Annotated in this window: 17 protein-coding genes; 8 read left to right on the plus strand and 9 right to left on the minus strand. The window is 61.4% G+C overall.

All coding sequences use genetic code 11. From position 1 onward, the window contains the following. On the minus strand, positions 1-3,228 hold a 3,228-nt coding region (locus V3W27_RS24255; RefSeq protein WP_442962676.1), incomplete at its 3' end, for a DUF6531 domain-containing protein. 246 nt (positions 3,229-3,474) lie between these two features. On the opposite strand from V3W27_RS24255, the gene V3W27_RS24260 reads away from it, so the two are divergent. Then, positions 3,475-4,170: an HAD-IA family hydrolase gene (locus V3W27_RS24260; RefSeq protein ID WP_027613306.1), complete on the plus strand. Its 696-nt coding sequence runs from the start codon at positions 3,475-3,477 to the stop codon at positions 4,168-4,170. A 79-nt stretch (positions 4,171-4,249) separates the two neighbouring features. Here the strand turns inward: V3W27_RS24260 and V3W27_RS24265 are convergent, their stop codons facing one another. Next, complete coding sequence (locus V3W27_RS24265) at positions 4,250-4,996, minus strand: 3-oxoacyl-ACP reductase family protein (RefSeq protein ID WP_330207735.1); 747 nt, start codon at positions 4,994-4,996, stop codon at positions 4,250-4,252. 126 nt (positions 4,997-5,122) lie between these two features. Between V3W27_RS24265 and V3W27_RS24270 the strand changes: the two genes are divergently transcribed. After that, positions 5,123-6,049, plus strand: coding sequence for a LysR family transcriptional regulator (locus tag V3W27_RS24270; RefSeq protein WP_330207736.1), 927 nt, complete (start codon positions 5,123-5,125; stop codon positions 6,047-6,049). A gap of 131 nt (positions 6,050-6,180) precedes the next feature. Here the strand turns inward: V3W27_RS24270 and V3W27_RS24275 are convergent, their stop codons facing one another. The 3 genes from V3W27_RS24275 to V3W27_RS24285 form a co-directional block, all read right to left on the minus strand. After that, entirely contained in the window at positions 6,181-6,909 is a 729-nt protein-coding gene (locus V3W27_RS24275) for an aspartate/glutamate racemase family protein (RefSeq protein ID WP_027613303.1), read from the minus strand. A gap of 53 nt (positions 6,910-6,962) precedes the next feature. Then, positions 6,963-8,501, minus strand: a complete 1,539-nt coding sequence (locus V3W27_RS24280) for an NCS1 family nucleobase:cation symporter-1 (protein WP_330207737.1) — start codon at positions 8,499-8,501, stop codon at positions 6,963-6,965. A gap of 581 nt (positions 8,502-9,082) precedes the next feature. Further along, the gene (locus tag V3W27_RS24285) at positions 9,083-9,817 is read right to left on the minus strand and encodes a phosphoadenylyl-sulfate reductase (protein WP_003223260.1); all 735 of its coding nucleotides are present in this window, start codon (positions 9,815-9,817) and stop codon (positions 9,083-9,085) included. Between the two features lie 163 nt (positions 9,818-9,980). Between V3W27_RS24285 and thrH the strand changes: the two genes are divergently transcribed. Then, complete coding sequence (gene thrH, locus V3W27_RS24290; RefSeq protein ID WP_330207738.1) at positions 9,981-10,598, plus strand: bifunctional phosphoserine phosphatase/homoserine phosphotransferase ThrH; 618 nt, start codon at positions 9,981-9,983, stop codon at positions 10,596-10,598. Between the two features lie 94 nt (positions 10,599-10,692). Here the strand turns inward: thrH and pabB are convergent, their stop codons facing one another. The 4 genes from pabB to rloA all read right to left on the minus strand — a co-directional run bounded on the left by pabB (position 10,693) and on the right by rloA (position 15,315). Continuing rightward, positions 10,693-12,036 (minus strand): aminodeoxychorismate synthase component I, encoded by a 1,344-nt coding sequence (gene pabB / locus V3W27_RS24295; protein ID WP_330207739.1) that lies wholly within the window; start codon positions 12,034-12,036, stop codon positions 10,693-10,695. 215 nt (positions 12,037-12,251) lie between these two features. After that, positions 12,252-13,238 (minus strand): alpha-L-glutamate ligase-like protein, encoded by a 987-nt coding sequence (locus tag V3W27_RS24300; protein WP_115990341.1) that lies wholly within the window; start codon positions 13,236-13,238, stop codon positions 12,252-12,254. After that, a complete protein-coding gene (gene rloB / locus V3W27_RS24305; protein ID WP_150369800.1) occupies positions 13,238-14,773 on the minus strand; it encodes an osmotic stress tolerance membrane protein RloB in 1,536 nt (511 codons plus the stop codon). Before rloB ends, V3W27_RS24300 begins: the two co-directional genes overlap by 1 nt. A gap of 5 nt (positions 14,774-14,778) precedes the next feature. After that, positions 14,779-15,315, minus strand: coding sequence for a retropepsin-like aspartic peptidase RloA (rloA, locus tag V3W27_RS24310; RefSeq protein ID WP_025110318.1), 537 nt, complete (start codon positions 15,313-15,315; stop codon positions 14,779-14,781). A gap of 404 nt (positions 15,316-15,719) precedes the next feature. Here rloA and V3W27_RS24315 point away from each other — a divergent pair, with 404 nt between their 5' ends. From V3W27_RS24315 to prpF, 5 genes are all read left to right on the plus strand, one after another. Next, positions 15,720-16,442, plus strand: a complete 723-nt coding sequence (locus tag V3W27_RS24315) for a GntR family transcriptional regulator (RefSeq protein ID WP_169432611.1) — start codon at positions 15,720-15,722, stop codon at positions 16,440-16,442. Beyond that, on the plus strand, positions 16,439-17,332 hold the full coding sequence (prpB, locus tag V3W27_RS24320) for a methylisocitrate lyase (RefSeq protein ID WP_330207740.1): 894 nt from the start codon (positions 16,439-16,441) through the stop codon (positions 17,330-17,332). The genes V3W27_RS24315 and prpB overlap by 4 nt, the downstream gene beginning before the upstream one ends. Positions 17,333-17,469: 137 nt before the next feature. After that, complete coding sequence (prpC, locus tag V3W27_RS24325; protein WP_098967946.1) at positions 17,470-18,597, plus strand: bifunctional 2-methylcitrate synthase/citrate synthase; 1,128 nt, start codon at positions 17,470-17,472, stop codon at positions 18,595-18,597. Positions 18,598-18,802: 205 nt separating this feature from the next. Beyond that, a complete protein-coding gene (acnD, locus tag V3W27_RS24330; protein WP_330207741.1) occupies positions 18,803-21,397 on the plus strand; it encodes a Fe/S-dependent 2-methylisocitrate dehydratase AcnD in 2,595 nt (864 codons plus the stop codon). Positions 21,398-21,451: 54 nt separating this feature from the next. Further along, a complete protein-coding gene (gene prpF / locus V3W27_RS24335) occupies positions 21,452-22,654 on the plus strand; it encodes a 2-methylaconitate cis-trans isomerase PrpF (RefSeq protein WP_330207742.1) in 1,203 nt (400 codons plus the stop codon). Positions 22,655-22,889: the final 235 nt, after the last annotated feature.

Below are 22,889 nucleotides of genomic sequence, written 5' to 3' on the forward strand. Positions count from 1 at the left end.
ACGCAGGGTGCCCCAGCCCTGATGCTCGGTGATCAGCCGATCCTGCAGGTCGTATTCGAAGGCCAGTGGATGTTGCTGGCCGTCATCAACCCCGGTCAAACGACCCAGGCGGTCGTAGGTGTAAGCCACCTCAACCCCGTCGGGCAGGGTTTTCAGCAGCAAGCGCCCGGCCGCATCACGCGCGTAGGCGGTGACCAGCGTCGAGCCGTCATCGCCGAACTCGGTCTTTTCCAGCAGGTGCCCGTTGCGGTCGTAGGCGTAAGCGGTGCGCCGACCATCGACGCCGGTTTCCTGTCGGATCAATCCGGTTGGCGTGTAGTCCAGCCGGTACTTTTCCCCGGATTCGTTCTCGATTTCCGTGAGCAACAACTGCGCATGGTCGTAGCGGTACTGCACCCGCGTGCCGTCGGGGTTGATCTTGCGCGAGACCAGATGCAGGTCGTCGTCATACTCGTAGCGGGTGATGCGCCCGAGTTCGTCGCGTTCGGCAGTGACTTGGCCGTAAGCGCCATAGCTGTAGGCGCGAGTGGCGCCTGTAGGAAATGTCGTTTGAACCAGTCGGCCAACCGCATCCCACTGCTGACGGGTGATCGCGCCGTATTCGTCGCAAGTGGTCGTCCGTCGCCCCCGCTCGTCGTAGGAAAAGCGCCGCACACCACCGTCGGGCAGGGTTTCCTCGATCAGTTGCCCGAGGTCGTTCCACGACAACTTGTGCCGGCTGCTGTCCGGATAGCGGATCGACAGCAACTGCCCGCGCGTGTCGTAGTAGTAATGGGTGACCTGACCGTCGGGATCGACCGCCTCGGTGACATCGCCCTCGGCGTTGCGCCGAAACGTCCACACCGCCTCGCCGCGAGAACGGCTGTGCAGGAAACCGTTGCGGTACTCGTAGGACGTTGGCTCATCGTCCGGCGGAAGCAGCGCGATCAGCCGTCCGATGTCGTCGTAGCGGTATTCGGTGACCGCGCCCAGCGGATCCTGCTCGGCGATCAGCCGGCCCTGATCGTCATAAGCCTTGAGGTGCTCACCGCCATCGGCCTCGACCTTGCGCACCAGCCGTGCGCTGTCGTCGTGGACGTAGGTTTCTTCGCTGCCATCGACGTAGTGCACCGCGACGCTGCCGTCATCGGCCCAGACGTAACGGGTGTCCATCTGCGCGAACGACGCCCAGTGCCGCACGCAACGCGCTTCTTTGCCGGAACGCTCCCATTCCCAGAAAAAGCTCGCGCCGCCGGTCAGTTGCCGCTGCAGGATGACGTGCTGATCGTCGTAGTCGTAACGCTCGCTGTCACCGACCGCGTTGGTCGCAGCCAACAACCGCTGACGCGCGTCGTAGCAATAACTGACCAGCGTCTGCTCGGTGCGCCAGCCATCAGCCTCCAACACCTGGTAATCAACCGCGACCAGATGCGCCCGGTCGTAGCGCAACAACAACGACTGACCCGCGCCATTGTCCAGGCGGACAATCCGCTGCTGATGATCGCGAGAAACGATCAGACGATTGCCATACGCATCACTGATCGCCACCAGCCGCCCGGCACGAAAGTGATAAAACCGCGCCGCATCCCCGGCCAGCGCGAGGATCAGTTCCTCCGGTTCATCCCCGAGAAAAATCGCTGCCCGCGACAGGCTGTTGTGAATCGCCGGGCGCTCCACACTGGGCAACGGAAACCGCGTGCGGCGGTTCTCGTGATCGACCCAGATCACCCCCTCGCCATCGAACTCCAGCCGATGCGCCAGCGAGTGACTCCAGCCAAACCCCAGCCCGACATCGATCTCCACCGCGCTGGTGCGGTACAGCCGGGTGAATTCGAACGGCAGCAAGCCATCGAGCGTGCCGTCGGTCAGGGTCAGCAGTTCTTCGCCGGTGACCATCGACACCGGACAGCCGTTGGTGCAGGTCAGCGGCGCGCAGTCGGCGCTGTCGCCGTTGGGGTTTTTGGCCTGGTTCGAAGCATCGTCGCGGGGTTCGTGACGATCCATCCGGGTGGTGTTCCGCGACTTTTCCCGCGCCATCGGCGCCGGATTCGGAACACTCAGCACGACCGAGTCGGCCTGGCGAATGTTCAGAGGGATCGCTGGTGTCGGCTTCAAAGACACATTGCGTGCATTGACCATCAATGGCTTCAACGCACCCGCATGCTTGTTCAGATCTGCAGGGGAAGTCAGTTCGCTCAGGCGCAACGCCGATGCGGCCAGCCATTGCCGCGCCCGGGGCGACTTGATCTTGCTCAGCACCTTGCTGCTTAGTCGCACGGGCACGCCAACGCCGCCGCAAACGCGCATCAGCAAAAAGCTGATCAACAACTCGACCCGGACTTCAGCCACCACTTCCGCCAGGTACTGCGGCGGCAGCATCTTCAACCAACTGCTAAACGCCGCCAGATGGATAAACAGCAACGGCTCGTCACTGAGGATCAGCAAGCCATTGGCGATGGCCTCGCCGGAGGCTTCGAGCAGCGCTTGCAACTCGACATCGCTCAAATACTGCAGGAGTTTTTCACTGTTGGCCTGCAGGTCGGCGAGCAGGGCAAACAGCTGTTTAACGTCATCCCAGATGTCGTGCAGGGCTTTCTCGAAACCGCGCCAGTCGGCCTGTTGCAGCTGCTGGTAACGATCAGCCAAACCGGCGCCGGAAAACTCCGCCCACAGCGGCTGAAACCCGTCCCACTCCTGGCGAAGCCAGACCTCCAGCCCGTCCAGAATCTCTTCATAGGAGGCGTACAGCGCTTGGATATGGGCGCTGGACACATCAGGAAAGAAGGTGATGCGATAACGCTGGCCCCGGTCGCAGTCGCGCACTTCCAGAATGCCGCTCGGGCCGATGGTATGGCGCAGCGGTTCACCGAAACTCAATACCCCGTCGACTTCGCCGATCACCGGTTCGAGCAACACCGGGGTATCGCCGATCGGTACGAAGCGCGCCGCCTCGAACAGGTGCACCAAGGTCAACGGGCCGCTGGCGGGGCACATGACCACCGGGGTCTGGATCGGCTGGCGGGATTTGACCGGAGCGCTGAGGTGCACGTCGTCGCCGACCTTGAACACCTGCTCGACATCCAGTGCCGTACCCGTCCAGAACTGCTCGGCCCAGGCCTCGTAGTTGTTCAGGCACAGGCGAAACTCGCGGATCAGCGTTTCGAAGTCCGGGTGTTGCGGGTTCAGGGCGGCAACCACCAGCAGGCCGATGCTGTTGTTCAGGGCCAGGAGCCGATCGGTTTGGAACATTCGCAAGCACTCGCGCACATGAAAGAGGTGCGCGGACTTTGCGGGGGATCAACATGGAAAGAAGTCGGGAAAGTAGGCGTTATCTGTAGGGCATTTCGCTAAATGTCAGCGAGTCATTCCACCGCCCGTAAACATTGCCCGTTGCTCAATGTCCGCTGGCCTCGCTATGCTGCTGAACCCATTAATCAGATCCGCGTAGCGGCGCCGGCTGGGCCGCCCGGGATGTTTTTGATAACGGATCCGATGATGAATGCACCGATGAAGACGTTTGGCCCGATCAAGGCCGTGATTTTCGACATGGACGGTTTGCTGCTGGACACCGAAGGCATCTACACCGAGGTCACCTCGCTCATTGCCGAGCGTTACGGGCGGACCTTCGACTGGAGCGTTAAACAGAACATCATCGGTCGTGGCGCCAATGATCTGGCGAACTACGTGGTGCAGGCGCTGGATCTGCCGATCAGCGCCGAAGAGTTTCTGCTGATCCGCGAACCGCTGATGCGCGAACGCTTCCCCAAGGCCCAGGCGATGCCCGGCGCGGAGGAGCTGATTCGCCACCTCAAGGCGCACAACATTCCGATCGCCGTGGGCACCAGTTCGTCGCGGCAGTCGTTCGGCCAGAAAACCACCTTGCATCGAGACTGGTTTGCGCTGTTCGATTTCATCGTCACCGCCGATGACCCGGAAGTCGGTGCGGCGAAACCGGCGCCGGACATCTTCCTCACCGCCGCCCGGCGTCTGGGCGTCGCGCCTGAGGATTGTCTGGTGTTCGAGGATTCGCCGTTTGGCGTCACCGCCGCGAAAGCGGCGGGGATGACGGCCATCGCGATTCCCGACGCGGCCATGGCCGATGAAAAATACGCGCATGCCGACGGGATTTTGCGCACGCTCAAGGCGTTCACCCCGAGTGCCTGCGGTTTGCCGGCGCTGGAATGGGCTTGATCAGCCAATAAGCGCCGATAAAAAAACGCCGCCCTCTGTAAGGAGGCGCGGCGTTTTTTGTATCCGGGATTCAGCGCAATCAGGCGCCAAAACCACCGTCGATGGTCAGGCTGGCACCGGTGATGTAACCGGCTTCCGGGCCGACCAGATAAGCGACGAAACCGGCGATTTCATCGGCGGTGCCGTAACGACCGACAGCCATCAGCGGGATCAGGCTCTCGGCGAAATCGCCATGGGCCGGGTTCATGTCAGTGTCGACCGGGCCGGGCTGCACGTTGTTGATGGTGATGCCGCGCGGGCCCAGATCACGGGCCAGGCCTTTGGTCAGGCCGACCAGCGCCGATTTGCTCATCGCGTACACCCCGCCACCGCCGAAGGGCATGCGGTCGGCGTTGGTGCTGCCGATGTTGACGATGCGCGAGCCTTCGCCCATGTGTTTAGCGGCTTCCTGAGACGCGATGAACACGCTGCGTACGTTGATCGCCAGGGTCTGGTCGAAGTCTTCCAGTTTGAAGTCTTCCAGCGGCGCGATGGCCAGGACGCCGGCGTTGTTCACCAGAATATCCAGGCGGCCAAAGGCTTCGACGGTGGCGCTGACAGCATTGCGGATTGCGGCTTCATCGGCGCTGTCGGCCTTGATCGCCAAGGCTTTGTCGCCGCTGGCGTTGATGCTGTTCTGCAACTCTTCGGCCTTGGCGGTGGAGCTGACGTAGGTGAATGCGACAGCGGCGCCTTCGGCGGCCAGGCGTTTGACGATGGCGGCGCCGATACCACGGGAACCGCCTTGAATCAGAGCGACTTTGCCGCTGAGGTGTTGAGTGGTCATGTTCGATCTCCAGAGAATTCAAGGCGGGGTGCCTTGTTGTTGGAGCCGAGTATCGGCCTCGCATCGACAACCGTGTAGACCATGATTGCTATAGTCTGTGTAAACCAGAAGTTTATAGTGGCGATCATGGAAACTTTCAGCAGTATCGAATGCTTCGTGCGCAGCGCCGAAGTCGGCAGCTTTGCCGAAGCCGCCCGGCGCTTGAGCCTGACCCCGGCCGCCGTCGGCAAGAGTGTGGCGAAGCTCGAGGTGCGGCTCGGTGTACGGCTGTTCCAGCGTAGTACACGCAGCCTGACCCTGACCGAGGCCGGCAAGCTGTTTTTGAGTCAGGTCAGTGGCAGTCTGACGACGATTCAGAATGCGGTGGCCAATCTATCGAGTGTGGAAGGACTGCCGGCGGGGACGTTGAAAGTCAGCATGGGCACGGTATTCGGGCGTTTGTACATCGTGCCGTTGCTGCAAGAGTTTTTACGTCGGTTTCCGGCGATCAACCCTGACTGGCATTTTGATAACCGTCAGGTCGATTTGATTGGGCAGGGTTTCGATGCGGCGATTGGCGGCGGCTTTGAATTGCCCCAAGGCGTGGTCGCACGCAAGTTGACACCCGCACATCGCGTGTTGGTGGCGTCTGCTGACTATCTGCAAAGGCACGAAGCCATCGCCGAACCGGATGACCTGCAACGTCACGATGGCATCCTGATTCGTTCGCCGCAGACCGGTCGAGTGCGCTCCTGGCAGTTGATCAGTGGCCGCAGTCAGCTCTGTCAGCCCTTGACCCTCAAGACGCGAATGACCATGAGCGACTCCGAAGCCGCCTGCGCTACGGCAGCACAAGGGCTGGGCATCGCGCTGGTCAGCATGCCGTTTGCCGTGGGTTATCTCGAGGCGGGCACATTACAACGCGTGCTGCCGGACTGGTACATCGATGACGGCAACATTTCGATCTATTACGCCGAGCATAAATTGTTGCCGGGCAAGACTCGGGCGTTTGTCGATTTTGTGATTGAGCAGTTTGCCGAGCGGGGGTTGGCTCGGCGGTTCAGTGCTGTCTGAGTTTGGCTTTTGACCGAGTTGCGGCCATCGCGAGCAGGCTCACTCCTACAGGAACAGTGTTGTGCCCGAAATCTGTGGGCAACACCGATCACTGTAGGAGCGAGCCTGCTCGCGAAGAGCGATAACCCGGTCTACCGGGCAAACCGCTCGGCCCAGCCAATGATCTGCTTCGGCCGTGGCGTCGCGTAAGTCCGCACCTTGGACGTCGACAACCCCAGCCGCACCAGCGATTCAGCAATGGTCACCGCCGCCGTCACGCCATCCACCACCGGCACCCCGGTGCGACGACGAATCTGTTCATCCAGCCCGGCCATGCCGCCGCAACCCAGGCAAATCACCTCGGCCTTGTCCTGAGTCACCGCCAGTTCAGCTTGTTGCACGATGGCTTCCAGCGCGCGCTGTGGTTCGTGTTCCAGCTCCAGCACCGCCAGGCCGCTGGCCCGCACCGATGCACAGCGATCCCACAGGCCCGAGAGTTTCAGCCGATCCTCGATCAGCGGCACGGTGCGATCCAGCGTGGTCACCACCGAATAGGCGTGGCCGAGGAACATCGCGGTACTGGCAGCCGCGTCGGTGATGTCCACCACCGGCACGTTGAGCAGTTCCTGCAAACCTTCGCGACCGTGTTCGCCGTAGCCGGCCTGAATCACCGCGTCGAATGGTTGGTCGTAGGACATCACCCGGTCCATCACGGCGATGGCTGCCAGGTAACTTTCGAAATTGCCTTCCACCGAGTCGGCGCCGAAGAACGGTGTCAGGCCGACGATCTCCGTACCGGGAGACGCGACGGCCTGCGCCGAGCGGGCGATGGCCTGGGTGATGGATTCGGTGGTGTTGACGTTGACCACAAGAATACGCATGGGAAGTCCTTATTGCGGGCAGTTCAGCGGCCCAAATCCGGGCCGCGAGGAAGTTAATGGCTGACGTTGTCGACGGCGATCGATTCGCCGCTGATGTCGGCGTAGTGCGGCTGACGTTTGGCGATGATCAGGTAGAGCATCGCGGCAATGCCGGCGCCCACCAGCCAGGAGAACGGCGAGATGCTGTGGAAGCCCGGCACCAGCGCCAGGACGATGGCGATCAACGCTGCCGGAATGAACGCCGCCACCGCGCGGAAATTCACTCCACGGCTGTAGTAATAGGCGCCGTTGGGGTCTTCGCTGTACAACTGCGGGACGTTGATCCGGCCTCTGCGGATCAGCCAGTAGTCGACCATGATCACCCCGTACAGCGGGCCGAGCAGGGCGCCGAGGCCGGAGAGGAAGTACACGATCACCAGCGGGCTGTTGTAGAGGTTCCACGGCAGGATCAGCACGGCGATGGTCGCGCTGATCAGCCCGGCGCGGCGGAAGGTCAGGTACTTCGGCGCCAGGTTGCTGAGGACGAAGGCCGGGGCGACGAAGTTGGCCATGATGTTCACCGCCACGGTGACGATCAGGAACGCCAGGCAACCGAGCACCAGAAAGAACGTATTGGGAATCGAGGCGATGATTTCGGTCGGGCTTTCGATGATCCGTCCGTTGATCTGAAATTGCGCACCGCAGAGCAGGACGGTGATAGCGGCGAACACCAGAATGTTCACCGGCAGGCCCCAGAAATTGCCGACCTTGATGGTCTTGCGGCACGGCGAAGAACGGGCGAAGTCGCAGAAATTCAGGATCAGCGTGCCGTAGATCGCCAGCCACAAGGCGCCGCCGGCAAAGATGTTGCGCCACATTTCGCCACCGCTCAGCGGTTCGCGGATCGACCAGGCAATCGTGGCGTTGGCCTGGGTGTACATCCACACGGCGAGGGCGGCGACGGTCAGCAGAATCACCGGGCCGGCAAACGCCTCGTAACGGCGGACCATTTCCATGCCGTAGGCGAGAATCGCCAGTTGTACGAACCAGATCGCCACGAAACACACCCAGCCCAGGGTCGACAGGCCGAGAATCGAGTTGTGGTCGTAATCGGCGAACCCGGGGTGAATCGCCGTCAGCAACACGCGAAACACCACCGACGCCAGATACGTCTGAATGCCGAACCAGGCGATGGCGATCACCGCGCGAATCAACGCCGGAATCTGCGCGCCGTGGATGCCGAAACTGATCCGGCTGATCACCGGAAACGGCACCCCGGTTTTCTGCCCCATGTAGCCGGACAGGTTCATGAAGAAGTACACCAGCGCCGCGCCGATCCCCAGCGACAGCAGAATCTGCCAGCCCCCCAGGCCCAACGCATACAGCCCGATGGCGAACGAGTAGTTGGCGATGTTGTGCACATCGTTGGTCCACAGGGCAAAGATGCTGTATTTGCCCCAGCGCCGACCTTCGGCCCGGGTCGGTGCCAGGTCGCTGTTGTGCAGGCGCGGGCTCAGTTGTAACGGTTCGGCCAGACCCGCGTTGGGCAATGGCTGGTCGAGTGCAGAGGCGGGCAGATTCAGCGCGATGTTGTTGGAGAGACTTGTACGCATTCCGGCAGGCTCCTGATGGGCGGGGCCGCGATGACTGTGCATGAGCTCAGGGCTCGACAAATCTTCGTCGCGGCCAGCAGGCATCACTGGTTACGGGGCATCTGCAGCCTGTACGGGATAGGGCGCTTCAGGCTTGCGGATCGAAAGTGTGGATTGATGTTTTGCAGTTTTGTATACAAAACATGTATGCACCAAAGCCAGATCTGTGCCAGTCAGCGATCTATGCAGCGCTGCGCTCATTTCGAAAAGTTATCGATGAGCGCTAAGTGTTTGAAAATGATTGGTTATAAATTGACCGATTGAACAGGTATTTATTTTTTGCGAGGGATTTTGCGGAGGAGGCAGAGCGCAGGGGAATTCAGCAGGGATGTAACTTTTCAGGGCGTGAAAGCAAAAAGTGCACACATAAATGGCACCGATGGTGACATTCTTGTGTACACATTTTTTCATGGCACCACGAAGCAAATGTGGGAGCGGGCTTGCTCGCGAAGGCGTCTTTCCAGTCAACAAATCCGCTGACTGACAGACCGCTTTCGCGAGCAAGCCCGCTCCCACAGGGGTGGACATCATTGGGGCGAGATTTACGCCTTGCTGATGATATTCCCCGCATGCAGCCCGCACTCTTTCTGCGTCGCTTCTTCCCACCACCAGCGGCCTTCGCGCTCGTGCTGGTTCGGCAGCACCGGGCGGGTGCATGGTTCGCAGCCGATGCTGATGAAGCCGCGTTCATGCAGGCTGTTGTACGGCAGTTCGAGCATGCGGATGTAACCCCAGATCTCTTCGCTGGTCATCTGCGCCAGCGGGTTGAACTTGTACAGGGTGCGCTCGGGCGTGGAGAACGCGGTGTCGATCTCCAGCACCGCCACGGCGCTGCGGGTGCCCGGGCTCTGGTCGCGGCGCTGGCCGGTGGCCCAGGCTTTGACGCCGGACAGTTTGCGCCGCAGCGGTTCGATCTTGCGGATGCCGCAGCATTCGCCATGGCCGTCCTTGTAGAAACTGAACAGGCCTTTTTCCTTCACGAACGGTTCCAGCTTCGTGTAGTCCGGTGACACCAGTTCGATATCGATCTTGTAGTGCTCGCGCACCTGATCGATGAAGCGATAGGTTTCCGGATGCAGGCGGCCGGTGTCGAGGCTGAACACCTTGACGTTCTTGTTCAGCTTCCAGGCCATGTCCACCAGCACCACATCCTCGGCACCACTGAAAGATATCCACAGCTCGTCACCGAACTCGGCGAACGCGAGTTTCAGGATGTCTTGGGCGGATTTGTTGGCATAGGTCGTGGCGAGTTCCACGACATCGAACGTTGGGCTCATCAGGGCGGCTTCCTACAGGTCGGTGGCGCTGGGCGCTCTATATGGCGGCGATGGTAACAAAAAGCGGCGGAGTAGGGTGTGCCCGCTGCGTTGCGCGGTGGCGGGGGAGTCGCTAGAGTTCGGGCTCGCTCGACTCAATAATCACTACAAACGGGAGTGTCTTGTGGAAATTGCTTGCCTGGATCTTGAAGGGGTACTGGTGCCGGAAATCTGGATCGCCTTCGCCGAAAAAACCGGAATCGAATCCCTCAAGGCCACCACCCGGGACATTCCCGATTACGACGTGCTGATGAAGCAGCGTCTGCGCATCCTCGACGAGCACGGCCTGAAACTCTCGGACATTCAAGAAGTGATCGCCACCCTCAAGCCGCTGGATGGCGCGGTGGAGTTCGTTGACTGGCTGCGCGAGCGCTTTCAGGTGGTGATTCTCTCGGACACTTTCTACGAATTCTCCCAGCCGCTGATGCGGCAACTGAGCTTCCCGACCTTGCTCTGCCATCGCCTGATCACTGACGACAGCGGGCGGGTGACCGGCTATCAATTGCGTCAGAAAGATCCCAAGCGTCAGTCGGTGCTGGCATTCAAGAGCCTGTACTACCGGGTAATTGCGGCGGGGGATTCGTATAACGACACGAGCATGCTGGGTGAGGCGGATGCGGGAATTCTGTTCCATGCGCCGGACAACGTGATTCGCGAGTTCCCGCAGTTTCCGGCGGTGCATACGTTTGCCGAGTTGAAGCAGGAGTTCCTCAAAGCTTCTAACAGAGCGTTGAGTTTGTAGTCGTCTGGAAGGACGCTTTCGCGAGCAGGCTCGCTCCCACAGGGAAATGCATTCCTAATGTGGGAGCGAGCCTGCTCGCGAAGCTTTCAAGCTTTTAAAGGTTTTGCAGGGTTTCGAGGAGGATTCTGACTTTGGTAATCGACTCCTGATACTCCGCCTGCCAGTCCGAATCGGCCACGATCCCGCCGCCACCCCAGCAACACACCTGCCCATCCATGACCAACAGACTGCGAATCGCGATGGAGCTGTCCATCTCGCCGCGCACGTCCAGATAAAGTAACGAACCGCAATACAAACCGCGCCGGGTCGGTTCCAGTTCATCGATGATCTGCATCGCACGGATCTTCGGTGCGCCGGTGATCGAGCCGCCGGGGAAACTGCCGGCAATCAGATCCAGCGCATCGCGATCCTCGGCCAGTTCACCGGTCACGCTGCTGACCAGGTGATGCACATTCGGATAGCTTTCCAGGCTGAACAGCTCCGGCACCCGCACCGAGCCGATGCGGCAGGTGCGGCCGAGGTCGTTGCGCAGCAGGTCGACGATCATCAGGTTTTCCGCGCGATCCTTGGGGCTGGCCAGCAGTTCGGCGGCGTTGGCGGCGTCTTCGGCGGGCGTCAGGCCGCGCGGGCGGGTGCCCTTGATCGGACGGGTTTCCACCTGACGCTGGCTGACTTTGACGAAGCGCTCCGGCGACAGGCTCAACACCGCATCGCCGTCGGGCAGGCTCTGAAACCCGGAAAACGGTGTCGGGCAGGCCTCGCGCAACGCGCAATAGGCCAGCCACGGATCGCCCTGACACGGTGCGCGGAAACGCTGGGCGAAGTTGACCTGATAGCAGTCGCCGGCCTGGATGTATTGATGAATGCGTTCCAGCGCCTGGCGATAGTCATCGGCCGACAGATCGGCGGTCATCGGCGTGTCCAGCTTGAACGGCGTCAGCGGCGCTGAAGTCGGTTGGCTGAACAGCGCGATCAGTCGTTGCCGCTCGCTGTCGGCCAGTGACGGGTGAAACACCAGTTGGCTGGTGGCGGTCTGGTGATCGCTGATCAGCGCCCAGTCGTACAGACCGAACCGCGCGTCGGGCAGTTGCAGATCATCCCGGGCCTGGCTCGGCAGGTGTTCCAGATGCCGGCCAAAGTCGTAGCTCAGGTAGCCGATCAGGCCGCCGGCGAACGGCAGGTCATATTCGCCAGGCAGCTGCGCCTCGCCCAGACGGCTCAGGTTATCGCGCAGGCGTTGCAGGAACAGGCTGCCGCTTTCGTCGGGTAACACCGCCAGTTGTGCCAGCGGCCAGGCGCTGAGCAGGTCATAACGGCCACGGTCAGCACTCGGCCGGCCACTGTCGAGCAGCACGGCGCCGGGCGCATGGCGGATGGCCGCGAAGTAGTCGGCGGGATTGGCGCGGTAGGGTAGCGGGTGTACGGAACAGGTCAACATGGGCGGGGCAGATCGGCCATTGAGGCGGGGTGGGGATTGTAGTCCTCTCAGGGAATTGCTCCTAGAGGGGATGTCGGGGATGAGCAGATTGGGGGCAGGGTTGAGTCTTGTAGTGGCGGTAAGTCCGCTATCGCGAGCAGGCTCACTCCTACAATCTGGAATGCGTTCCCCTGTAGGAGTGAGCCTGCTCGCGATAGCCGCGCCTCAGTGCTGGATCAGCCCTCGACCGCCGGAATATGCCCAAACATCTCCTGAGTAAACGCCACCCGTTCTTCAACTGACTCCGTCACCCCACGCGCCTTCAGGTCTTCCAGATGCGCCTCGACCGCATGCGTACGCTGGGTCAGCCCGCAATCGTTGGCAATCTGGATATTCAGCCCCGGTCGCGCATTCAGCTCGAGAATCAGCGGGCCTTTCTCCTGGTCCAGCACCATGTCCACGCCGATGTAACCCAGCCCGCACAGCTCATAACAGCCGGCGGCGAGTTTCATGAAACCGTCCCAGTAGGGCAGTTGCACGCCGTCCACCGCGTTGGTGGTGTCGGGGTGTTTGTTGATGATGTTGTTCAGCCAGGTACCGCGCAGGGTCAGGCCGGTGGCGAGGTCGACACCGACGCCGATGGCGCCCTGATGCAGGTTGGCCTTGCCGCCGGACTGACGGGTCGGCAGGCGCAGCATGGCCATCACCGGATAGCCCATCAGCACGATGATGCGGATGTCCGGCACGCCTTCGTAGCTGATGCTCTTGAAGATCTGGTCCGGGGTCACCCGGTATTCGATCAGTGCGCGGTCGCGGTGGCCGCCCAGCGAATACAGGCCGGTGAGGATGCTCGAGATGTGGTGTTCGAGTTCTTCATGGGCAAGGATCTTGCCCGAGACCGTGCGATAGCGGCCCTCGAAGCGGTCGGCGATGACGATGATGCCGTCACCGCCCGCACCTTGAGCCGGCTTGATCACGAAGTCGTTGCGCCCGCCGATGATCGCGTCGAGCTTGTCGATTTCCTTCTCCGTGGAGATCACGCCGTACAGTTCCGGCACATGAATGCCGGCCTCGATCGCGCGCTCCTTGGTGATGATCTTGTCATCGACGATCGGGTACAGGCTGCGCTTGTTGTACTTGAGCACGTAGTCGGCGTTACGCCGATTGATGCCCATGATGCCCCGCGCCTCCAGGGCCTTCCAGGTCTTCCAGAAACCGAACATCAGGCGTCAGCCTTCTTCAGGAAAGCCTTGAAGCGCACCAGTTCGGTCAGGCGATAACCGCGATAACGCCCCATCGCCAGCATGAAACCGACCAGAATCAGCAGGATCGCCGGGAAGGTGAACACGAAGTACACCAGCTCGGGCACGGTCATGATCAGGTGTGCCAGCGAGGCGGCGAACAGGGTGCCGATCGCCACTTTCATGGCATGGCTGGCGCCACGTTCTTCCCAGGTGATCGACAGGCGTTCGATGGTCATGGTCAGAATCACCATCGGGAACAGCGCCACCGACAAACCGCGCTCCAGGCCGAGCTTATGGCTGAACAGGCTGATGGCGGCAATCAGCACCACCACGAAGGTCAACACCACCGACAGACGCGGCAGCATCTGCAGCTTCAAATGTTCCAGATACGAGCGTAATGACAGGCCCAGCGCGGTGATCACGGTAAACAGCAGGATGCCGAAGCCCAGTTGCGTTTCGCGGAAGGCCAGGGCGATCAGTACCGGGGTAAAGGTACCAAGGGTCTGCAGGCCGATCAGGTTGCGCAGGATCAGGATCACCAGCACGCCGATCGGGATCATCACCATGATCATGAACGTCTGCTGGGTCTGCAGCGGCAGGCCGTACAGCGAGTATTCGAGGAAGTTGGCGTCGGTGTTTTCGTCGGTCAGCTTGGCCAGACGAATCGCGTTCATCTCGCTGTTGTTCAGGCTGAAGGTCACGTTGGCTTTCTTCGCGCCCTCGATGGTGATCAGGTTTTCATCACCGGTCCACCACAGCAGACGGTCGGTCGGCAGGCCTTGTTCGCCGGTTTCCGGGTTGAAGTACAGCCAGTCGTTGCCGTTGAAACTGCGCAGCCACAGTTCCGGGGTTTGCGGCTGATCGGCGACGAGGCGAATGGTGTGGACTTTTTCCACCGGCACGTGAGCGATGGACAGCAGCAGTTCGACGATCTTCGCCTTGTGCGGCGTCGACGGGTCTCCGGCCAGCAGCAGTTTGACGTTGTCATCGTTGGCGTTGTTGACGCGTTTGATGGCTTCGCCGATGAAGGTCTCGACGTCGGCCGAGTGCTGGCGGATCGGCGCGAGCAAGGCTTCGGCGGCGATTTTTTCCGGGCCTTCGATGGCGATGCTGTCGCGGAAGGTCGGGCCTTTGATCTTGGATTTTTCCGCGGTGTAGCGCTTGGTCAGCACCAGACGGTAATAAAGGGTCTGGTTGCCCTTGGCCCGGCGCGCCGACCAGGTGACCTTGCGGTTGCCGTCGATACGGTTGACCGCCACGCCGTAATTATTGGAGATAAAGCTTTCGTTGAGGCTGACGTAATCGCGGCTCAGGGGCGGCACGAACATCTGGACCTTCACCGGATCCTTGGTGCTGGCGACGAACTCGACTTTGGCGTCGATGTTCCACAGGTCGTCGGTGGCATCTTCGGTCACCGGGATGCCGAGCACGAAAATCTGATAGGCCGTAACCGAAACGCCCAGGAGCACCAGAATGGTGATCAGGATTTTCAGGTGGAAGGTTAGAGAACGCATGGAAATTACTCGGCGGTATGAGCGGCGATGGTGCAGGCAGGTTTGCCGGCAGCGTATTTAAGACTGGGGTCGACCAGCGCGTCGAAGCGTTTCAAGGCTTCGGAGCCGATCAAAAGCGGGTATTGGAACGCACTTCGGTCGGTCAGGTTCACTTCGATGCTGCGCAACGCCGTGCCCATGCAGATATCCAGCTCGATCACCGGGCGCGCGGTGTACTTTTTACCTTCTTCCGGGTCGTAGTCGCCGGCGCGGCGCTTGATCTTGCTGACCCGGGCCAGCGGCCGCTCGATCGGGTGCGAATGCGCTGCGTCGATCGCCAGGTAGAAACGCACCCAGGACTCGCCGTTGCGTTTGAAGCGTTTGATGTCGCGGGCACTCAGTGAGGCGGTCTTGGCGCCAGTGTCGAGTTTGGCCGCGACTTGCAGATTGATGCCGTCAAGCGATGCGTATTCGTTGAGGCCGTACACGGTTTTTTCCCCCGCCGCGGCGAGGCCGGGCAGGCAAAACAGCGCAAAAAATGTGGGGAAGGGCTTGAGTCTCATAAATCCTGGTGCGCAGCGTTCCGTTTTCGGTTCAGGTTCCTGGCAATACTGCGCAAGCTCCTTCGTGTGCCTATCAGCTTTTTATGACAAGCCGTACAAATGGCCAGCAAATGCGGGCGGCATTCTAGCACGGTGGTTTTATGGCGCCAGCGCTCGCGCCGGTCTATACCCCTTGGGTAATCCTGTGGGAGCGAGCCTGCTCGCGAAGGCGGTGCTTCATCCAGGCAGATGCTGGCTGACACTACGCTTTCGCGAGCAGGCTCGCTCCCACAGGGATTAAGTGATCAGCGGGAGATTGCCTAGGGCTATTAGACGATTGTCGACAATATCCATTTATCCTTTGACTGATGCCGGCTAATTGGCTAGTTTTTGCCGCATTGGATTTTAAGGTGTCGACAATCATGCTGGATCAACTCGATCCCCCGGTCATCAGCGGCGACGATTCCGAGACGCTCTCGGAAAACGTCTTCCGGCGCATCCAGGCGGCCATCGTCAAAGGCGAGATCGCCCCAGGCAGCAAGATCTCCGAACCCGAGCTGGCGCGCACCTACGGCATCAGTCGCGGGCCGCTGCGCGAGGCCATCCATCGGCTCGAAGGCCAGCGTCTGCTGGTGCGCGTACCGCATGTCGGCGCGCGGGTGGTGTCGCTCAGCCACGCCGAATTGCTCGAACTCTACGAAATCCGCGAATCCCTTGAAGGCATGGCCTGTCGGCTGGCGGCCGAACGCATGAGCGTCGAAGAAATCGACGAACTGCGCCGGGTGCTGGAAACCCACGAGCGCGACGCGGCGTTCCAGGCCGGGGTCGGCTATTACCAGCAGGAAGGCGATTTCGACTTTCACTACCGGATCATCCAGGGCAGCGGCAACCGCACGCTGACGCAAATGCTTTGCGGCGAGCTCTATCAACTGGTGCGCATGTACCGCATCCAGTTTTCCACCACGCCCAACCGCCCGCGTCAGGCCTTCGCCGAACACCACCGGATTCTCGATGCCATCGCCGACCGTGACGGCGAACTCGCGGAATTGTTGATGCGCCGCCACATCGGCGCCTCGAAACGCAACATCGCCCGTCATTACCAGGACGGCGCCGACAATAAGACAGCCACTGAACGAGGTGAGTCATGAGTTCCAAGCAGAGCACTCCAGGCCAGCGTTTCCGCGATGCGGTCGCCAGCGAGCATCCATTGCAGGTGGTCGGCGCGATCAACGCCAACCACGCGCTGCTGGCCAAGCGCGCCGGTTTCAAGGCGATCTACCTGTCCGGTGGCGGGGTGGCCGCAGGCTCGCTCGGCGTGCCGGACCTGGGCATCACCGGCCTGGATGACGTGCTCACCGACGTGCGGCGCATCACCGACGTCTGCGACCTGCCGCTGCTGGTGGACGTCGACACCGGTTTCGGTTCGTCGGCGTTCAACGTGGCGCGCACCGTGAAGTCGATGATCAAGTTCGGCGCCGCGGCGATTCACATCGAAGACCAGGTCGGCGCCAAGCGTTGCGGCCACCGTCCGAACAAGGAAATCGTCAGCCAGCAGGAAATGGTCGACCGCATCAAAGCCGCCGTCGATGCCCGTACCGACGACAGCTTCGTGATCATGGCGCGGACTGACGCGCTGGCGGTGGAAGGTCTGGAATCAGCGCTTGATCGCGCCGCGGCGTGCATCGAGGCCGGCGCCGACATGATCTTCCCGGAAGCCATTACTGAACTGGAGATGTACAAGCTGTTCGCCAACCGCGTGAAGGCGCCGATCCTCGCCAACATCACCGAGTTCGGCTCGACGCCGCTGTACACCACCGAGCAACTGGCCGGCGCCGACGTGTCGCTGGTGCTGTACCCGCTGTCGGCGTTCCGTGCGATGAACAAGGCAGCGGAAAACGTCTACACCGCGATCCGCCGCGACGGCACCCAGCAGAATGTCATCGACACCATGCAGACGCGCATGGAGCTTTACGATCGTATCGACTATCACACCTTCGAGCAGAAGCTCGATGCGTTGTTTGCACAAAAGAAAGGCTGAACAAGATCCCCTGTGGGAGCGAGCCTGCTCGCGAAAGCGGTGAGTCAGGCAATAACAAAGTGACTGACACGACGCTTTCGCGAGCAGGCTCGCTCCCACACGTTTCCCCTACAAATTCAAGAAAATTGGAGACAGCAATGGCCGAAGCAAAAGTACTCAGTGGCGCCGGGCTCCGGGGCCAGGTTGCCGGGCAAACCGCACTGTCCACCGTGGGCCAGGCCGGTGCCGGGCTGACCTATCGCGGCTACGACGTGCGTGAACTGGCAGCAGACGCGCAGTTCGAAGAGGTGGCTTACCTGCTGCTGTACGGCGAACTGCCGACCCGTGCACAACTCGATGCCTACCAGCAAAAGCTGAGCAAGCTGCGCGACCTGCCGCAAGCACTGAAAGAAGTGCTCGAACGCATCCCCGCCGACGCCCACCCGATGGACGTGATGCGCACCGGTTGCTCGTTCCTCGGCAACCTCGAGCCCGAGAAAGACTTCTCCGAACAGCGCGACAAGACTGACCGTCTGCTCGCCGCATTCCCGGCGATCATGTGCTACTGGTATCGCTTCAGTCACGACGGCAAACGCATCAACTGCGTTAGCGACGAGCCGACTATCGGCGGCCACTTCCTGCACTTGTTGCACGACAAGAAGCCGAGCGAACTGCACGTCAAAGTGATGAACGTGTCGCTGATCCTTTACGCCGAGCACGAATTCAACGCCTCGACGTTTACCGCTCGCGTTTGCGCATCGACCCTGTCCGACCTGTATTCCTGCGTCACGGCGGCTATCGGTTCGCTGCGTGGCCCGCTGCATGGCGGCGCCAACGAGGCGGCAATGGAAATGATCGAGCGCTTCTCGTCGCCGCAAGAGGCGATCAAAGGCACCCTCGGCATGCTCGAGCGCAAGGACAAGATCATGGGCTTCGGCCACGCGATCTATAAGGACAGCGATCCGCGTAATGAGGTGATCAAGGGCTGGTCGAAAAAACTCGCCGACGAAGTCGGTGACAAGGTGCTGTTCCCGGTCTCCGAAGCCATCGACAAGACCATGTGGGAGCAGAAAAAACTGTTCCCCAACGCCGACTTCTACCATGCCTCGGCGTACCACTTCATGGGCATCCCGACCAAGCTGTTCACGCCGATCTTCGTCTGCTCGCGCCTGACCGGCTGGGCCGCGCACGTGTTCGAACAGCGCGCCAACAACCGCATCATCCGTCCAAGCGCCGAGTACATCGGCGTCGAACAGCGCAAGTTCGTGCCAATCGAACGTCGCTGAATGGTGGGCATGCCACACGGGTAACTGGATAAACCGGGAGCCAATGTGGGAGCGGGCTTGCTCGCGAATGCGGTGTGTCAGTCGACAAATCCGTTGATTGACACTCTGCATTCGGGAGCAAGCCCCCTCCCACAGTTGACCGAGCCCATTTCAGTACCAGTGTCGGCCCACCCTTTGAAACTACCGTGACCCGAGTCCTGACCCGATGAACACAGAATTCCGCAAAAACCTGCCCGGCAGTTCCCTGGATTATTTCGACGTCCGTGCGGCGGTCGAGGCGATTCAGCCCGGCAGCTACGACACCCTGCCGTACACCTCCCGCGTGCTGGCGGAAAACCTCGTGCGTCGCTGCGACCCGGCCACGCTCAGCGATTCCCTCAAACAACTGATCGAGCGCAAGCGCGACCTCGACTTCCCGTGGTTTCCGGCGCGTGTGGTGTGCCACGACATTCTCGGCCAGACCGCACTGGTCGACCTCGCCGGCCTGCGTGACGCGATCGCCCTGCAGGGCGGTGACCCGGCGCAGGTCAACCCGGTGGTGCCGACGCAACTGATCGTTGACCACTCGCTGGCGGTGGAAGCGGGCGGTTTCGACAAGCAGGCGTTCGAGAAGAACCGCGCCATCGAAGACCGGCGCAACGAAGACCGTTTCCACTTCATCAACTGGACCAAAAAGGCCTTCAAGAACGTCGACGTGATCCCGCCCGGCAACGGCATCATGCACCAGATCAACCTGGAGAAGATGTCCCCGGTGATTCAGGTGCGCGACGGCGTGGCGTTCCCCGACACCTGCGTCGGCACCGACAGCCACACCCCGCACGTCGATGCGCTGGGCGTGATCGCCATCGGCGTTGGCGGCCTCGAGGCCGAGAGTGTGATGCTCGGCCGCGCCTCGTGGATGCGCCTGCCGGAAAGTGTCGGCGTCGAACTGACCGGCAAGCTGCAACCGGGCATCACCGCCACCGACATGGTGCTGGCGCTGACCGAATACCTGCGCAAACAGAAAGTCGTCGGCGCCTGGCTGGAGTTCTTCGGCGAAGGCGCCTCGGCGCTGACCCTCGGCGACCGCGCGACCATCTCCAACATGGCCCCGGAATACGGTGCCACCGCAGCGATGTTCTACATCGACCAGCAGACCATTGACTACCTGAAACTCACCGGTCGCGAAGACCAGCAAGTGCAACTGGTCGAGCAGTACGCCAAACTCAACGGCCTGTGGGCCGACAGCCTCAAAGGCGCGCAGTACGAGCGTGGCCTGACTTTCGATCTGTCGTCGGTGGTGCGCAACATGGCCGGCCCGAGCAACCCGCACGCCCGTGTGGCGGTAGCGGATCTGGCGGCCAAAGGCATCTCCGGGCAGTGGGATGACGTGCCGGGGCAAATGCCTGACGGCGCGGTGATCATCGCTGCCATCACCAGCTGCACCAACACCAGCAACCCGCGCAACGTGATCGCCGCCGGTCTGCTGGCGCGCAACGCCAACAAGCTCGGCCTGACCCGCAAGCCGTGGGTCAAATCCTCGCTGGCACCGGGGTCGAAAACCGTGGCGCTGTATCTCGATGAGGCGGGGCTGACCACGGAGCTGGAGCAACTCGGTTTCGGCGTCGTCGCGTTTGCCTGCACCACTTGCAACGGCATGTCTGGCGCCCTCGATCCGGTGATCCAGCAAGAGATCATCGACCGCGATCTGTATGCGACTGCCGTGCTCTCCGGCAACCGCAACTTCGACGGCCGCATCCACCCGTACGCCAAGCAGGCGTTCCTCGCGTCGCCGCCGCTGGTGGTCGCTTACGCCATCGCCGGGACCATCCGTTTCGACATTGAAAAAGACGTGCTCGGCGTGGTCGATGGCAAGGAAATCCGCCTGAAAGACATCTGGCCGAGCGACGAAGAAATCGACGCCGTGGTGAAGTCGTCGGTCAAGCCGGAGCAGTTCCGTCAGGTCTACATTCCGATGTTCGCCGTCCACGAAGACACCGGCCCGAAAGTCACGCCGCTGTACGACTGGCGCGAGATGAGTACCTACATCCGCCGTCCGCCGTATTGGGAAGGCGCGCTGGCCGGCGCGCGGCCGCTGAAGGGCATGCGCCCGCTGGCAGTGCTGCCGGACAACATCACCACCGATCACCTGTCGCCCTCCAACGCGATCATGCTCGACAGCGCCGCCGGCGAATACCTGGCGAAAATGGGCCTGCCGGAAGAGGACTTCAACTCGTACGCCACGCACCGTGGCGACCACTTGACCGCGCAGCGTGCAACCTTCGCCAACCCGAAACTGTTCAACGAAATGGTTCAGGAAAACGGCAAGGTCAAACAGGGCTCGCTGGCGCGGGTCGAGCCGGAAGGCCAGGTGATGCGCATGTGGGAAGCCATCGAAACCTACATGGAGCGCAAGCAGCCGCTGATCATCATTGCCGGAGCCGATTACGGTCAGGGTTCGTCCCGCGACTGGGCGGCGAAGGGCGTGCGTCTGGCGGGTGTCGAAGCGATCGTCGCCGAAGGTTTCGAGCGCATCCACCGCACCAACCTGGTGGGCATGGGCGTGTTGCCGCTGGAGTTCAAACCGGGCACCGACCGCCATACCCTGGCCATCGACGGCAGCGAAACCTACGACGTGATCGGCGCCCGCACCCCGCGCGCGGACCTGACGCTAGTGATCCATCGCAAGTCCGGCGAGCGCATTGAAGTGCCGGTGACCTGCCGTCTGGATACCGCTGAAGAAGTGTCGATCTACGAGGCCGGCGGCGTGTTGCAGCGCTTCGCCCAGGACTTCCTCGAAGAGTCGGCGGTTGCCGTATAAATCACGTAGTGCGAGCGCGGGTCGGTTGACCCGCGTTTGCGGGTAAGGAGCACCATGGCTCACGCAGCTCATTTCGCACCGCAGATCAAAATCCCCGCCACCTACATGCGCGGCGGCACCAGCAAAGGCGTGTTCTTCAGCCTCAAGGATCTGCCCGAAGCCGCGCAGGTTCCCGGCCCCGCCCGCGATGCCTTGCTGCTGCGGGTGATCGGCAGCCCCGACCCGTACGACAAACAGATCGACGGCATGGGCGGTGCCACGTCGAGCACCAGCAAAACCGTAATCCTGTCGAAAAGCATCAAGGCTGATCACGACGTCGATTACCTGTTCGGTCAGGTCTCCATCGACAAGCCGTTCGTGGACTGGAGCGGCAATTGCGGCAACCTCTCGGCGGCGGTCGGCTCGTTCGCCATCAGCAACGGTCTGGTGGAGGCCAGCCGCATTCCGCACAACGGCGTGGCGGTGGTGCGCGTGTGGCAGGCCAACATCGGCAAGACCATCATCGCCCACGTGCCGATCACCAACGGCGAAGTGCAGGAAACCGGTGATTTCGAGCTCGACGGCGTGACCTTTCCGGCCGCCGAAGTGCAGGTCGAATTCATGGACCCGGCGGCGGAAGAAGAGGGCGGCGGCGGTTCGATGTTCCCCACCGGCAACCTGATCGATCAGCTTGAGGTGCCGGGTGTCGGCACGTTCCAGGCGACCATGATCAACGCCGGGATCCCGACGATTTTCGTCAACGCCGCAGACATCGGCTACACCGGCACCGAACTGCAAAGCGCGATCAACAGCGACCCGCAAGCCTTGCAGATGTTCGAAACCATCCGCGCCTACGGTGCGTTGCGCATGGGCCTGATTTCGAATCTGGACGAAGCGGCCAAGCGACAGCACACGCCGAAAGTCGCGTTCGTCGCCAAGCCTGCGGATTACATCGCGTCCAGCGGCAAGGCGATTGCTGCCGCTGATGTGGATCTGCTGGTGCGTGCGTTGTCGATGGGCAAGTTGCACCACGCGATGATGGGCACTGCCGCCGTGGCCATCGGCACCGCTGCAGCGATCACCGGTACCCTGGTGAACCTCGCCGCCGGTGGCGTTGAACGCACGGCAGTGCGCTTCGGCCATCCGTCCGGGACCTTGCGTGTCGGAGCCGAGGCCAGTCTGGAAAACGGTGAGTGGGTGGTGAAAAAAGCCATCATGAGCCGCAGTGCCCGCGTCCTCATGGAAGGCTACGTACGCATCCCAGGCGACTCCTTCTGACACTACACCGAACAAAAACTGTGGGAGCGGGCTTGCTCGCGAAAGCGGCGCACCAGGCAAAAATGATGTCGACTGACACTACGTCTTCGCGAGCAAGCCCGCTCCCACATGGATTGCATTTCAACCAGGATAATCAGTCCGCAAAGAAAGCTTTTGTGCCCGGCAATACTTTCTGACACTACACCGAACAAAAACTGTGGGAGCGGGCTTGCTCGCGAAGGCGTAGTGTCAGTCG

This window comes from Pseudomonas sp. AM14(2022) (assembly GCF_036346455.1).
GTDB lineage: Bacteria > Pseudomonadota > Gammaproteobacteria > Pseudomonadales > Pseudomonadaceae > Aquipseudomonas > Aquipseudomonas putida_A.